Source organism: Streptomyces sp. SudanB5_2050, assembly GCF_964272335.1.
Classification (GTDB): domain Bacteria; phylum Actinomycetota; class Actinomycetes; order Streptomycetales; family Streptomycetaceae; genus Streptomyces; species Streptomyces rochei.
Window position 1 is genome coordinate 6,869,212 of record NZ_OZ186760.1, and the last position, 14,671, is coordinate 6,883,882.

The 14,671-nt window shown below is 73.0% G+C and carries 9 protein-coding genes; 7 read left to right on the plus strand and 2 right to left on the minus strand.

The window, feature by feature from the left end; genetic code table 11:
- Positions 1 to 650: 650 nt before the first annotated feature.
- Positions 651 to 2,090, minus strand: a complete 1,440-nt coding sequence (gndA, locus tag ACFZP7_RS30080) for an NADP-dependent phosphogluconate dehydrogenase (protein WP_086878732.1) — start codon at positions 2,088 to 2,090, stop codon at positions 651 to 653.
- A gap of 292 nt (positions 2,091 to 2,382) precedes the next feature.
- Here gndA and ACFZP7_RS30085 point away from each other — a divergent pair, with 292 nt between their 5' ends.
- Positions 2,383 to 3,699, plus strand: a complete 1,317-nt coding sequence (locus ACFZP7_RS30085) for a transglycosylase family protein (protein WP_385637036.1) — start codon at positions 2,383 to 2,385, stop codon at positions 3,697 to 3,699.
- Here ACFZP7_RS30085 and ACFZP7_RS30090 read toward each other — a convergent pair.
- The gene (locus ACFZP7_RS30090) at positions 3,689 to 4,876 is read right to left on the minus strand and encodes a DMT family transporter (protein WP_385637038.1); all 1,188 of its coding nucleotides are present in this window, start codon (positions 4,874 to 4,876) and stop codon (positions 3,689 to 3,691) included. The genes ACFZP7_RS30085 and ACFZP7_RS30090 overlap by 11 nt on opposite strands.
- Before the next feature lie 322 nt (positions 4,877 to 5,198).
- On the opposite strand from ACFZP7_RS30090, the gene ACFZP7_RS30095 reads away from it, so the two are divergent.
- The 6 genes from ACFZP7_RS30095 to ACFZP7_RS30120 all read left to right on the plus strand — a co-directional run bounded on the left by ACFZP7_RS30095 (position 5,199) and on the right by ACFZP7_RS30120 (position 14,525).
- On the plus strand, positions 5,199 to 6,041 hold the full coding sequence (locus tag ACFZP7_RS30095; RefSeq protein WP_385637041.1) for a (2Fe-2S)-binding protein: 843 nt from the start codon (positions 5,199 to 5,201) through the stop codon (positions 6,039 to 6,041).
- Between the two features lie 38 nt (positions 6,042 to 6,079).
- Positions 6,080 to 7,255: a glycogen synthase gene (glgA, locus tag ACFZP7_RS30100; RefSeq protein WP_385637043.1), complete on the plus strand. Its 1,176-nt coding sequence runs from the start codon at positions 6,080 to 6,082 to the stop codon at positions 7,253 to 7,255.
- Positions 7,256 to 7,304: 49 nt separating this feature from the next.
- Positions 7,305 to 8,525: a glucose-1-phosphate adenylyltransferase gene (gene glgC / locus ACFZP7_RS30105; RefSeq protein ID WP_127441631.1), complete on the plus strand. Its 1,221-nt coding sequence runs from the start codon at positions 7,305 to 7,307 to the stop codon at positions 8,523 to 8,525.
- Between the two features lie 175 nt (positions 8,526 to 8,700).
- The gene (locus ACFZP7_RS30110; RefSeq protein ID WP_385637046.1) at positions 8,701 to 11,319 is read left to right on the plus strand and encodes a PA14 domain-containing protein; all 2,619 of its coding nucleotides are present in this window, start codon (positions 8,701 to 8,703) and stop codon (positions 11,317 to 11,319) included.
- Between the two features lie 259 nt (positions 11,320 to 11,578).
- Positions 11,579 to 12,919 (plus strand): wax ester/triacylglycerol synthase family O-acyltransferase, encoded by a 1,341-nt coding sequence (locus tag ACFZP7_RS30115; protein WP_385637048.1) that lies wholly within the window; start codon positions 11,579 to 11,581, stop codon positions 12,917 to 12,919.
- A 103-nt stretch (positions 12,920 to 13,022) separates the two neighbouring features.
- Positions 13,023 to 14,525: an SDR family NAD(P)-dependent oxidoreductase gene (locus ACFZP7_RS30120; protein WP_385637051.1), complete on the plus strand. Its 1,503-nt coding sequence runs from the start codon at positions 13,023 to 13,025 to the stop codon at positions 14,523 to 14,525.
- Positions 14,526 to 14,671 lie beyond the last annotated feature (146 nt).

The window sequence follows — 14,671 nt, forward strand, 5'->3', positions numbered from 1 at the left end:
GAACCGCCTGGTCTCAGTACCTCTGAACCGTTGGGCCCAGCGCGTCCGAGCCGCTCGGTCCCGGTACCTATGAGCCGCTGAGCCCTGTACCTCTGAGCCACCTGGGCCCGGCGCGTTCGCGCGGAGGGGTGAGTGGGGAGACGGCCCCCGGGTAGGCGGGGGACAAGTCCAGAGCCGACGTCGACCGACTGGCCGGAGGACAGCAGCCATGACGAACCCGTATCCGGATCCCGTCCCGCCCGGTCCCACACCGGGACCCACCCCTGGGCCGGACCCGGAGCCCCAGCCGCACCCGGACCCGGTGCCGACCCCCGGCCCCGGCCCGGAACCGACGCCCCCGCCCCCGCCTCCGGGCCCCGGACCCCAGCCGACGCCTCAGCCTCCCGGCCCGGGACCGCAGCCGACGCCTCAGCCTCCGGGCCCCGGTCCGCAGCCACCGCCCCCGCACCCGGGCCCGCCCGAGCCCTCTCCGTCCCCGATCCCGCCGGGACCGGAGCCGGTGCCCGACCCGGAGCCGGGGCCGCCGCTCACCTGACGCGGCAGGGCGCGGACGCAGCGGCGACGGTCCGCATCCGTACGGGGAGGGGATCCGTACGGGGAGCAGGTCCGTACGACCGGTACGTCTTAGGCGGCCGTACGACCGGTACGGCCTACGCGTCGACCTCCGACCGGTCCCCGCCCCACAGCGTGTGGAACGCGCCGTCGCGGTCGGTGCGCCGGTAGGTGTGTGCCCCGAAGTAGTCCCGCTGCGCCTGCGTCAGCGCGGCCGGCAGCCGCTCGGCGCGCAGGGCGTCGTAGTAGGCGAGGGCGGCGGCGAAGCCCGGCGTGGGTACACCCTGGCGGGTTGCGGAGACCAGTACCTCGCGCCAGTCGTCCTGGGCCTCGGCGATCTCCCGCGCGAAGGTGTCGTCCGACAGCAGGCTCGGCAGGTCCGGGCGGGCGTCGTAGGCGGCGCGGATGCGGTCCAGGAAGGCCGCCCGGATGATGCAGCCGCCGCGCCAGAGGGCGGAGACCGCACCGAGGTCGATGTCCCAGCCGTACTCCGCGCTGCCCGCCGCGATCTCGTGGAAGCCCTGGGTGTAGGAGACGATCTTCGACGCGTACAGCGCCTGCTCCACCCGGTCGGCGAAGGCCCCGGCCTCCGACTCGCCGAGCGGCGCCGCCTTGGGACCCGCCAGGCCGTGGGAGGCGTCGCGCAGCGCCGAGTGACCGGACAGGGAGCGGGCGAAGACCGCCTCCGCGATGCCGGAGACCGGCACGCCCAGGTCGAGGGCGATCTGCACCGTCCAGCGGCCCGTGCCCTTCTGTTCCGCCTGGTCGACCACGACGTCCACGAACGGCTTGCCCGTCGCCGCGTCCACGTGCGAGAGCACCTCGGCGGTGATCTCGATCAGGTACGAGTCCAGGCGGCCGGTGTTCCAGGTGCGGAAGATGTCGGCGATCCGGGCGGGGGAGTACCCGGCTACGTCCCGCAGCAACTGGTACGCCTCGCCGATCAGCTGCATGTCGGCGTACTCGATGCCGTTGTGCACCATCTTCACGAAGTGTCCGGCGCCGTCGGGGCCCACGTGCGTGACGCACGGCGCTCCGTCGGCCGCCTTGGCCGAGATCTTCTCCAGCATCGGGCCGAGCGAGTCGTACGACTCCTTCGAGCCGCCAGGCATGATGCTCGGGCCGTGCAGCGCGCCCTCCTCACCGCCCGAGATGCCGGTGCCGACGAAGTGGATGCCCTGCTCGCGCAGCTCGCGCTCCCGGCGCCGGGTGTCGGCGAAGTGGGCGTTGCCGCCGTCGATGATCATGTCACCGGGCTCCAGCAGCGGGGCGAACTCACGGATCACCGCGTCGGTCGGGTCACCGGCCTTCACCATGACGACCAGACGCCGGGGCCGCTCCAGCGCCGCCACGAACTCCTTGGCCGTCTCGGTGGCCACGAAGTCGCCCTCGCTCCCGAACTCCTCCACCAGCGCGTGCGTGCGGGACGCGGTCCGGTTGTGCAACGCGACCGTGTAGCCGTTGCGGGCGAAGTTCCGGGCGAGGTTGCGGCCCATGACCGCGAGGCCCGTGACGCCGATCTGCGCTGTCTTGCTCATGAGGATGGCTCCTAGTGACCTTGGTGTCCGTGGTGCCGTTCGTGCCCGCCAGTATGGCCGGTTCCGTCGCCCGACCATCCTGACGTGCCGGTACGCCGGACGCACCTCCTGGCCCGGCGGAATCCAGTACGCGCTAAGGGGGCCGGAAGCCTCACCCGGCTCACCTCCGATCGGCCAACCGGAGTCCGTTATCCGCCACTTGCGGTGGCCAACCGGCCGATTGCCGTCTTGTCATGGCCTGTTACCGGCGCATACTTTTGCGGCTCCTGACGCACTGTCGAGGGGGACCCCCATGGCCGTACGCGGCCGGCACCGCCGGTATCAGCCGAACAGGATCAACCGCGCCTCCCTGACCGTCACCGCGGGCGGCGCCGGACTGGCGCTCCCGCTCGTCGGCACCGGCACGGCACAGGCGGCCGACGTGGAGACCTGGGACAAGGTCGCCGCCTGCGAGTCCACCAACGACTGGGACATCAACACCGGCAACGGCTACTACGGCGGGTTGCAGTTCACCCAGTCCACCTGGGAGGCGTTCGGCGGCACGCGGTACGCCCCGCGCGCGGACCTGGCCACCAAGGACCAGCAGATCGCCATCGCCGAGAAGGTGCTGGACGGGCAGGGCCCCGGTGCCTGGCCGGTGTGCTCCCAGCGTGCCGGACTGGCCCGGGGCGGTGCCGCGCCCGATATCCGTCCGGCGTCCGCCCCGTCCACCGGGGAGTCCGACAGGTCCGGCCCGGCGAAGTCCGGCTCCGGCAAGTCCGAGTCCCGGAAGTCCCCCACCCGGAAGTCCGACCCGGTACAGGACGTCAAGCCACAGACCACACCGCAGTCCCGGGCGGGCAAGGCCCAGATGTACACGGTCGTCACCGGCGACACCCTGTCGGGCATCGCCGACGCCCAGCAGGTGCGCGGCGGCTGGCACGGGTTGTACGAGACCAACCGCGCCGAGATCGGGGCGGACCCCGACCTGATCCTGCCCGGCCAGCGCCTGGCCCTCCGCGACGGGCGGACCGCCACGGCGCCCCGCCCGGAATCCCCGCGGAAACGGCAGGCCGAACCGGAGCGGAAGCAACAGGAAAAGCCGAGGCAACAGGAGAAGCCGAAGCAACAGCAGAAGCAGAAGCCGGAGAAGGCGCCGAAGAAGTCGGCTCCCGACGGCGGTACTCAGAAGGCCGCCAAGTCCGCCGCGAAGGCCGCTCCCCACCAGGCCGTCGTCGCCCCCGTCGACGCCTCCACCGGCACGCCCTACCGCAAGGCGGGCTCCTCCTGGTCGAAGGGCTACCACACCGGCGTCGACTTCGCCGTGCCCACCGGTACCTCGGTCAAGTCGGTCGCCGCGGGCCGGGTGGTCAGCGCGGGGTGGGGCGGCTCCTACGGCTACCAGGTGGTCGTCCGGCACGAGGACGGCCGCTACTCGCAGTACGCCCACCTCTCGGCGATCTCCGTGAAGGACGGCCAGTCGGTGGGCGCCGGGCAGCGGATCGGGCGCTCGGGCTCCACCGGCAACAGCACGGGCCCGCATCTGCACTTCGAGGTGCGGACGGGGCCCGGCTTCGGCTCGGACGTCGACCCGGTGGCGTACCTGCGGGCCGGCGGGGTCAGGATCTGATCCGCACCCGGTGCCGGTCGAACACGGTGGGCGGGATGAAGGGGCCTCCGTACAAGGGACCGTACGAGACCTGAGGGACGGGTAGCGGAGCCTCGCTCCGCACCGGCGCCCGTCGCCCCTCATACCGCTCCTCGGCGGGGCCCGGGACCACCGCGGCCCCTGCCAGAGCGGCTGCCACGGGGGTCCCTGCCACCGCGGCCCCGGCCGCCACCGTCTCGGCCACAGGCACGACCGCCTCAGCCGGTACGACCGCCTCAGCTGACACGACCGCACCGGTCGGCACGACCACCTCGTCCGGCACGATCACCCCGTCCGGAGCTGCGGTCGACGCCGCCTCCTCGGCGGCCTCCCGCGCGATCCGCTCCGTCGTCAGCAGGATCAGCCCGCCCGCGGCCACCACGCCGCAGCCCAGGGCGAGCACGGTGCCCGTCGTGCCGTAGCGGAACGTCTCGCCGAACATCGTGATGCCGACCACCGCCGCCACCACCGGGTTCACGACCGTGAGCGTGGCCAGCGGTGCGGCGAGACCGGCGCCCCGGTACGAAGCCTGGGACAGGAGCATGCCGGCCGTGGCGAGCACACCGATCACGGCCATGGAGGGCAGGTCGGCGGCCGACACGCCGCCGGTCCAGTCGACCGCGACGGACTTGGTGAAGACCGAGGACATGCCGAAGGCGATGCCGGACGCGGTGGCCAGCAGGATGCTGCGCACCGCCGGATGCCGGTGGGCGGCCCGCCCGGCGATCATCAGGGCGACGACCACCGCGCCGGTGACCCCGGCCGTGGCGATCCGCTGCGCCGTGTCCAGCGACTGCGCGTCGGACGCGCCGACCAGGGCCAGCAGACCGGCGAGACCGACCGTCGCCATCAACGCGCCCCGCCAGGCCGTCGCTCCGGCCCTGCGGCCCACGAAGAGCGCCGCCATGGGCAGCGCGAACACGATGGTGAGGGCACCCAGCGGCTGCACCAGACTCAGCGGGCCGAGGGCGAGGGCCACGACGTGCAGGAGGCCGCCGAGGCCGTTGAGCGCGACCGCCGCCCACCAGCCGGGCCGGCGCAGCGGAGCGTACTGAGCACCGGGGGAGGACGCCGCCACCTGCTCCTGCACGATCGCTCCGCCCGCGTACGCCACGGCGGAGACGAGCGACAGCAGCACGGACAACGCGAGGGCGCTCATCGGCTGCTCCTCTGCGTGAGGCGGGGGCTCTCGGCCCGACGCGGCGAACGGTCGTCTTCCATGGACAACACGATGCCGTCCCGGGAGCTTCCCGTCGTCGTCCCTGAGCACTCATTGGGTCCTACTGCCGATGGAGTACGACAGCGCCGCCGTCCTCCCCAGGGTGGGCGCCTGACGGCCCGGGCCCCTGACCTAAGTCCCTAGGGGCCCTGATACTACTGCTCCCCGTGGACCTCGACGCGGACTGCGACGCGGCCCCGACCAGGGCCTCGACGCGGCCCCCGGAGCGGCCCCCGACACGGACTCGGACTCGGAATCGGACATGGACCTGGACCCCGGCCTCGCGGCCCTCCGCCCCCTCGGCGGCTTCTTCCTCCTGCACACGGTGCCACCGAAGCCGGGCAGCCCGCCGCTCCCCACCCTCGCCGACGCCTACGCCGACACCGTCCCTGGCACCGACGCCGACGGCGCGATAAACCCCCGACCGCACCCCACGCCCCACCCCCACCCCCCGCACCCTCACAACCCCCTGACCTTCCGCGTCCGGAAGGTCGCCGCGGCACTGTGTGCCCCCGAGCCCCGGGTCGCCGCCTCCGTGGCTCACCAGGGGCTCGCGGCCCGGCTGTGGTCGGTGACGCTGGGGTGCGCCGCGCTCTACGGCCGGGTCCCGTACCTCGCTCCGCGACTGCTGCGCTGGGACCCCGACGCGAGTGCCCCCGACGACCTCTGGCTCACCGGTGTGAGACCCCTGCCCGGCGACGCGGCCACCGCCGCGGGCGTCGTGCTCCGCGACCACATCGCGCCGCTGACGGCGGCCGTGCACGCCCGGTACCGCGTCGCGACCGGGCTGCTGTGGGGCAACGCGGCCTCCGCGCTGGCCGGCGCCGGCCGGGAACTGGACCGCTGGGCCCGCCGCGCCGGCCGACCGGACACCGCCGAACGCGCCCGCGCCCTGACCGCCGGTCTCCTCGCCCACCCCCTGCTCGCCGGAACCGGCACCCTGACCGCCGCTCGGGACGGCATCGCCTTCCGGCGCCGCAGCTGCTGCCTCTACTACCGGGTGCCCGGATCGGGGGTCTGCGGCGACTGCTGTTTCCCCTCTCCGCCCGCGCCTCCTCGGTCCTCACCCCTCACGCACCCTTCCCCAGACGCCCCGTCCGGGTGACCATGAGGGGACCAGCCGCCGAGCACGGGAGGTTCCGGGTGCGTGTGGGACTGCTGACCCGCGAGTACCCGCCGGACGTCTACGGCGGCGCGGGCGTCCACGTGGAGTTCCTCGCCCGCGAACTCGGGCGCCTGGTCGACCTGGACGTGCACTGCTGGGGCGAGGGCCGCACCGAAGGGGTGTTGCGCCACCGTTCCTGGTCCGCCCTCGACGGCGCCAACGACGCGCTGCGCACCTTCTCCGTGGACCTCGCCATGGCCGCCGCCCTCCAAGGCCGCGAGCTGGTCCACTCCCACACCTGGTACGCCAATCTCGGCGGCCACCTCGCCAAGCTCCTCCACGGCGTGCCGCACGTGGTGACCGCGCACTCGCTGGAGCCCCTGCGCCCCTGGAAGGCCGAGCAGTTGGGCGGCGGTTACGCGCTGTCGAGCTGGGCCGAGCGCACCGCCGTGGAGAGCGCCGACGCGGTGATCGCCGTCTCCGGCGCCATGCGCGAGGACGTCCTCGCCTGCTACCCGGCGATCGCGGCGGACCGGGTCCACGTCGTGCACAACGGCATCGACACCACCCTCTACCGGCCCGACCCCGGCACCGACGCCCTGGACCGGATCGGCCTCGACCGCTCCCGCCCGTACGTCCTGTTCGTCGGCCGCATCACCCGCCAGAAGGGCGTGCCGCACCTGCTGCGCGCCGCGCGCGCCATCGATCCGGCCGCGCAGCTCGTGCTGTGCGCCGGCGCCCCGGACACCCCGGAGATCGACCGGGAGTTCCGGGAGCTCTTCGCCGAGTTGAGCCGGTCCCGGGAGGGTGTGCACTGGATCCCCCGGATGCTGCCGCGCCCCGAGGTGATCCAACTGCTGACCCACGCCGCCGTCTTCGTCTGCCCGTCCGTGTACGAGCCCCTCGGCATCGTGAACCTGGAGGCGATGGCCTGCGGCACGCCCGTCGTGGCCTCCCGGATCGGCGGCATCCCCGAGGTCGTGGCGGACGGTGAGACGGGGGTGCTGGTCCCGAGGGACGCGTCCGGGACCGCGGACGTGGACCGCGACTTCGAGGCGGGTCTCGCCCGGGCCCTCGACTCCCTCCTCGGCGACCCGGACGCCGCCCGGCGGATGGGCGAGGCGGGCCGGGCGCGGGCGGTGGCGGAGTTCGGCTGGGACGTGGTGGCCCGCCGCACCGTCCGGCTCTACGAGGAGATCCTCAAGCAGGCTTAGGCCGCCCCGCCCGGGGCAGTCGGGGTGAACGAGGGTGAGGGGAGCGGCCATGCGTCGTGGAGGTCCTTCGGTGCTCGGGATCGTGCTGGCGGGCGGGGAGGGCAAACGCCTGATGCCCCTGACCGCGGACCGCGCCAAACCCGCGGTCACCTTCGGCGGCACGTACCGGCTTGTCGACTTCGTGCTGTCCAACCTGGTCAACGGCGACATCCTGCGGATCTGCGTCCTCACCCAGTACAAGTCGCACTCCCTGGACCGGCACATCACCACCACCTGGCGGATGTCCAGCCTGCTCGGCAACTACGTCACCCCGGTCCCCGCCCAGCAGCGTCTCGGCCCGCGCTGGTACCTGGGCAGCGCCGACGCCATCCTGCAGTCCCTCAACCTGGTCCACGACGAACAGCCCGAGTACGTCGCGGTGTTCGGCGCCGACCACGTGTACCGGATGGACCCGCGTCAGATGCTCGCCCAGCACATCGAGTCCGGCGCGGGCGTGACCGTCGCCGGGATACGGGTCCCGCGCGGCGAGTCCTCGTCCTTCGGCGTGATCACACCGGGCTCCGACGGCCGTACCGTCGCGGGCTTCCTGGAGAAGCCCGCCGACCCGCCCGGTCTGGCCGACGACCCCGAGTGCGTCTTCGCCTCGATGGGCAACTACGTCTTCACCACCAAGGCCCTGGTCGAGGCCCTGCACCGGGACGCCGAGGACGAGCACTCGGTGCACGACATGGGTGGCTCGATCCTGCCGCAGCTCACCGACCGGGGAGAGGCCGCGCTCTACGACTTCAGCGCCAACCACGTGCCGGGGGAGACCACCCGGGACCAGGGCTACTGGCGGGACGTCGGCACCCTCGACTCCTACTACGACGCCCACATGGACCTGATCGCCGAGCGGCCCGCCTTCAACCTCTACAACCGCGACTGGCCGATCTACACCCACTCCGCCCAGCTCTCCCCGGCCCGCTTCAACGCCGGCGGCATCGCCGGCGAGTCGATCATCAGCGCGGGCTGTCTGGTGCGGGGGCAGGTGACCCGGTCGGTGCTCTCGCCGGGCGTGGTGGTCGACCCCGGAGCGGTCGTGCAGGGCTCGGTGCTGCACGACAACGTGCACATCGGGCGGGGCGCGGTGGTGCGCGGGGCGGTGCTGGACAAGAACGTGGACGTGCCGCCCGGCGCGACGATCGGCGTCAACCCGGAACGGGACGCCGAGCTGTACACCGTCTCCAAGGGGGGCGTGATCGCGCTGGGCAAGGGGCAGCGGGTGCCGTGAGGGCCGGACGGCGGCCCCGGGCGGGGCGGAACGCGCGTGACGCCCGGGGCTGTTGTCATGTCCCTGGACGTCGGGCGGATTCCGTGCTGTCATGCCTCTGCACCTCTGCGTTACATCGATGTATGACATCGATGTCCTGAGCCATCGGCCACCACCCGTTCCGAGGAGAGGGTCCGTGCGCACCAAACGACTCAGAGACCGCCTGGCGTTACTGCTGGCCGCCGCACTCGGTGTCGGCACACTCGCCGCCGTGCCGCACGCGAGCGCGGCAGCCGACGACACCGCCGAGATCCACGGCCTGAAGGGCGAGTACTACACCCAGTCCGCCCCCGGCGCCTTCGACTTCCACGAGCTGAAGGCCACCGGCTTCGACCCGCAGCTCGACTTCGACACCCTGGAACCGCGTCTGAGCTTCGCCACCGGGCAGTCGGACGACGTCAGCGTCCGCTGGACCGGCAAGCTGGTGCCGGAGAAGACCGGCGCCCACACCTTCTCGATCACCGGCGACAACGGCTTCCGCCTCTGGATCGACGGGCGGCTCGCCATCGACCACTGGGTCGACGACTGGGACCGCGAACAGTTCGCCGAGCCCGTCGAGCTGACGGCCGGCCGGTCCTACGACATCAAGCTGGAGTACTTCGAGCACTACGGCGGCTCCAACCTCCACCTGCGCTGGACCGAGCCCGGCGGCGGCAAGGAGCCCGTCCCGCAGTCCGCGTTCCGCCTGCCCGACGGCTTCGACTACGACGGCGCCACCGCGACCACCGTCACCGCCACCGGCCGCACCCTCAAGCTCGACTTCCCCCGCCCGCTCGCGACCGCCCCCGCCGGCCTCGCCGACCACCTCGAAGCGGTGATCGGCGGCGCCCGGTGGCCGCTCGGCGAGGCGAAGGTCGACCCGGCCGACCCGACCGCCCTCCTCGTCGCTCTCGACCAGCCCGTCGTCGGCAACAAGGACGGCGACGCACCCGGCACCGCCGACGTCCGCTACGACGGCGAGGGCGGCCTCGCCGACGCCGAGGGCAACGTTGTCAGCGCCTTCTGGAGCAGTGGCGGCAACAAGTCCACCTACGAACTGCGCACCGACTGGGCCGACGAGGTGGGCCCGGACAACGCCCTCCCGGAATACCCGCGCCCGCAGTTGACCCGCGACGACTGGCAGAACCTCAACGGCCGTTGGCAGTTCGCCGCCGCCGAGGCCGGCGAGGAGCCGCCGGTCGGCAAGGAGCTGAAGGAGCGCATCCTCGTCCCGTACCCGGTGGAGTCCCAGCTCTCCGGCATCCAGCGGCACGAGGACCGCATGTGGTACCGCCGCACCTTCACCGTGCCCCGCGACTGGCACATCGGTCACGGCAAGCGCCTCAAGCTCAACTTCGGTGCCGTCGACTGGCACTCCGAGGTGTACGTCAACGGCGTCGAGGTCGCCGACCACAAGGGCGGTTACGACAAGTTCAGCGCCGACGTCACCGACGCGCTGAAGCCCGGCCGTACGCAGGAGCTGATCGTCGGCGTCCACGACCCGACCGACTCGGCGGACGGCGAGAACCCGCCGGTCGGCAAGCAGCGCCTGGACCCGAGCGGCATCTGGTACACGCCCAGCTCCGGCATCTGGCAGACCGTCTGGATGGAGCCGGTCGCCCCGGACCACGTCGACTCCCTGAAGCTCACCCCGCGCGTCGACGGGGCCGCGAGCACCCTGACCGTGGAGCCGCAGGGCGTGCGCGACGGCGTACCGGTCCGCGCCACGGCGTACGCGGGACACCGTAAGGTCGCCACGGTGAGCGGACGCACCGGCGAGCCGCTGACCCTGAGGATCCGCGACCCGCGCCTGTGGTCGCCCGACGACCCGTTCCTGTACGACCTGAAGGTCACCGTCGGCCGGGACCGCGTCGACAGCTACTTCGGCATGCGCTCCGTCGCCGTCGAGAAGGTGAACGGCGTGCCGCGCACGATGCTCAACGGTGAGCCGGTCTTCCTGATGGCCACCCTCGACCAGGGCTTCTGGCCGGACGGCCTGCACACCGCGCCCACCGACGAGGCCCTTGCGCACGATCTGAGGCTGCACAAGCGGCTCGGCTTCAACTCCGTGCGCAAGCACATCAAGGTCGAGCCCGACCGCTGGTTCTACTGGGCGGACCGGCTGGGACTGCTGGTGTGGCAGGACATGCCCGCGATGACGGCCGGGAAGAACCCGGGCACCGCCGCCCGTGCCCAGTACGAGCGGGAGATGAAGGAGATGATCGACGAGCACATCAGCAGCCCGTCGGTGATCATGTGGGTCACCTTCAACGAGGGCTGGGGCCAGTACGACATCAAGCGCGTCGCCGAGCAGGCCAAGTCCTGGGACCCGACCCGCCTGGTCAACAACCAGTCCGGCCTGAACCTCGGGGCCGACGGCGGCGCCGGCGACCTCATGGACGAGCACGGCTACCCGAGCCCCGCCCTGCCGCCCTCCCCGGACGGCCGACGGGCCCTGGTCACCGGCGAGTACGGCGGTCTCGGCCTCGCGGTGCCCGGGCACGCCTGGTCGGTGCAGCAGTCGTACGTCGACGTCGACCCCGAGACGTACACGGACGACTACCTCACCAAGCTCGACGAGGTGCGCGCCCTGGTCTGCCGGGGCAGCAACGGCGCCGTCTACACCCAGATCTCGGATGTCGAGGGAGAGCTGAACGGCCTGACCACCTATGACCGCAAGGTCCTCAAGCCGGACGTGGAGCGGGTGAAGGCCGCCCACGAGGCCCTGATCCAGGACGCGTCCCGGCCCGTTCCCGCGGGCTGCCCGACCGCCTGAGCGGCCGGCGGGTCCGACCGTCGACCGGCGCGCTCGGTCCACGGTCGGCCCGCAGCCGTCCGGGTGGGAACCTCGCGCCGGACGGCGCCGCCCGCACAGGAGTGAGCGCGCCCGCCCCAGTGATCACCGCAGTCCCGCCCCTTTCCCAGGGGCGGGACTTTAATCTGCTGTTAACTGTGCGTAGCCTGATCGTACTTGACCGTAATCGGCGAAGGGCGATTGACTGCTTGTTCACCCGACGTCCTTGCGAGGCACGCCCTTGACTTCCGATCCGCTCGCTCCCCTCGACCTGGCGTTCTGGAACATCGAGTCCGCCGCGCACCCCATGCACCTCGGCGCGCTCGGCGTCTTCACGGCCCGCTCGCCCACCGCGGGCGCCCACGCCGCCGACCTGCTCGCGGCCCGCGCCCCCGCGGTGCCCGGCCTGCGGATGAGGATCAGGGACACCTGGCAGCCGCCGCTCGCACTGCGCCGCCCCTTCGCCTTCGGCGGCGCCACCCGCGAGCCCGACCCGCACTTCGACCCGCTCGACCACGTCCGGCTGCACGCCCCGACGACGGACTTCCACGCCCGGGCCGGCCGCCTCATGGAACGCCCGCTGGAACGCGGCCGGCCGCCGTGGGAGGCGCATGTGCTGCCCGGCGCGGACGGCGACCGCTTCGCCGTGCTGTTCAAGTTCCACCACGCCCTGGCCGACGGCCTGCGCGCCCTCTCCCTCGCGGCGGGCGTCCTCGACCCGATGGACCTGCCCGCCCCCCGGCCCCGCCCCGAGGAGCCGCCGCGCGGACTGCTGCCGGACGTCCGCGCCCTGCCCGAGCGGCTGCGCGGCGCCCTGTCCGACGCGGGCCGCGCCCTCGACATCGGCGCCGCCGCGGCCCTGTCCACCCTCGACGTGCGCTCCTCGCCCGCGCTCACCGCCGCGTCCTCCGGCACCCGCCGCACCGCCGGCGTCGCCGTGGACCTCGACGACGTGCACCACGTGCGCAAGAGCACCGGCGGCACCGTCAACGACGTACTGATCGCGGTCGTCGCCGGTGCCCTGCGCCGCTGGCTGGACGAGCGCGGCGACGGCAGCGAGGGCGTCGCGCCCCGCGCCCTGATCCCCGTCTCCAAGCGCCGTCCGCGCACCGCCCACCCCCAGGGCAACCGGCTCTCCGGGTACCTGATACGGCTTCCGGTCGGCGACCCCGACCCCCTCTCCCGCCTCGGCACGGTCCGCTCCGCCATGGACCGCAACAAGGACGCCGGCCCGGGCCGGGGCGCCGGCGCCGTCGCCCTGCTCGCCGACCACGTCCCGGCGCTCGGCCACCGGCTCGGCGGGCCGCTGGTCTCGGGCGCCGCCCGGCTCTGGTTCGACATCCTGGTCACCAGCGTGCCCCTGCCCAGCCTCGGCCTGCGCCTGGGCGGCCACCCGCTCACCGAGGTCTACCCGCTGGCGCCGCTGGCCCGCGGCCACGCCCTGGCGGTGGCCGTCTCGACGTACCGCGGACGGGTCCACTACGGCCTGGTCGCCGACGCGAAGGCCGTGCCGGACCTCGACCGGTTCGCCCGGGCCCTGACCGAGGAGGTGGAGACCTTGCTCACGGCCTGCCGTCCCTGACCCCCGCGGGTTTGGTTCCGGGCCCGGCGCTGAATAAAATCCGCTGTTCGACAGCGGTCGCCTCCCGGAGCGCCGCGACGGTGATCAGGGAACGGCGACGGCGATGACGGTGACACAGGACGGTTCGGCGACCACGGACGAGGTGACCCCGTCCGCGTACGGCCCCGGCATCGACCCCGAACGGCTCGCCGTCTGCCTCGACGTGCTCAAGGAACTCGACGAGCTGGACGTCGACCACCCGGACGCGATCGCGGTCCGCCGGGCCACCTCGCACATCTACCGCATGGTCAAGCAGCGCCGCCGCCAGGAGCGCCGGGCCGCCAAGACCGCCCACGACAAGGCGGTCACCGAGGCCACCGCCACCGGCTCCGCCCAGCGCATCGACGACGAGACCGAGGGCATCCTGCCCTCCTCCCGCACGGAGGAGGGCACGATCGCGGGGATACTCCAGCGTCCCCGCTCCTGCTACGTCTGCAAGGCGCGGTACGTCGAGGTCGACTACTTCTACCACCAGCTCTGCCAGGACTGCGCCGCCGAGAACCGGGCCCGCCGCGACGCGCGCGCGGACCTCACCGGCAAGCGCGCGCTGCTGACCGGCGGCCGGGCCAAGATCGGCATGTACATCGCGCTCAGGCTGCTGCGCGACGGCGCCCACACCACGATCACGACCCGGTTCCCCAAGGACGCCATCCGCCGCTTCACGGCCATGGACGACTCCGCCGACTGGATCCACCGCCTGGAGGTCGTCGGCATCGACCTGCGCGACCCCGCCCAGGCCGTGGCCCTGGCCGACCAGGTCACCGAGCAGGGCCCGCTCGACATCCTGATCAACAACGCCACCCAGACGGTACGGCGCCTGCCCTCCGCCTACGCGGCGCTCGTCGAGGGTGAGAGCGCCCCGCTGCCGGCCGGGGAACTGCCCGCCCACCACGTCATCGGCGCCTTCAACTCCGGTGCGGTGGACGGCCTGGCCGCGCTGCCCGTCGGCACCTCGGGCCTGGACGCGCAGAAGGTGGCCGACCTCGCGCTGGTCGCCGGCAACGCCAGCGTGGTCCGGCACCGCGAGGGCACCGCCATCGACGCGGGCGGGCTGCTGCCCGACGTCGTCGACACCAACACCTGGGTCCAGACCATCGAGCAGATCTCCCCGGTCGAACTGCTCGAGACCCAGCTGTGCAACTACACCTCGCCCTTCATCCTCATCAGCAAGCTGCGCCCGGCGATGGCCGAGGCCGCGCGCCGGGCCGCCTCGGGACGCGCCTACGTCGTCAACGTCTCGGCGATGGAAGGGGTGTTCGCCCGCGGCTACAAGGGCGCCGGCCACCCGAACACCAACGCCGCCAAGGCGGCCATGAACATGGTGACCCGGACCAGTGCCCAGGAGATGTTCGACACCGACCGCATCCTGATGACCTCGGTCGACACCGGCTGGATCACCGACGAGCGGCCCCACTACGACAAGCTGCGCCTGGCAGAGGCCGGCTTCCACGCCCCGCTCGACCTGGTCGACGGCGCCGCCCGCGTCTACGACCCGGTGGTGCGCGGCGAGGCGGGCGAGGACCTGTACGGCGTCTTCCTGAAGGACTACGCGCCCGGCAAGTGGTGAGCGCGGCGGCGGACCGGGCGTGTCAATTCCCTGGCCCGCCCGCCCCTGCCGCCGCTACCGTGGGGCGAGCGCCGGTGTGCCCGGTGCGCCGGTCACGCGTACTTCGTGGTTCGATCCCATACAGGCCCGCCCGGGGGCCTGCGCCC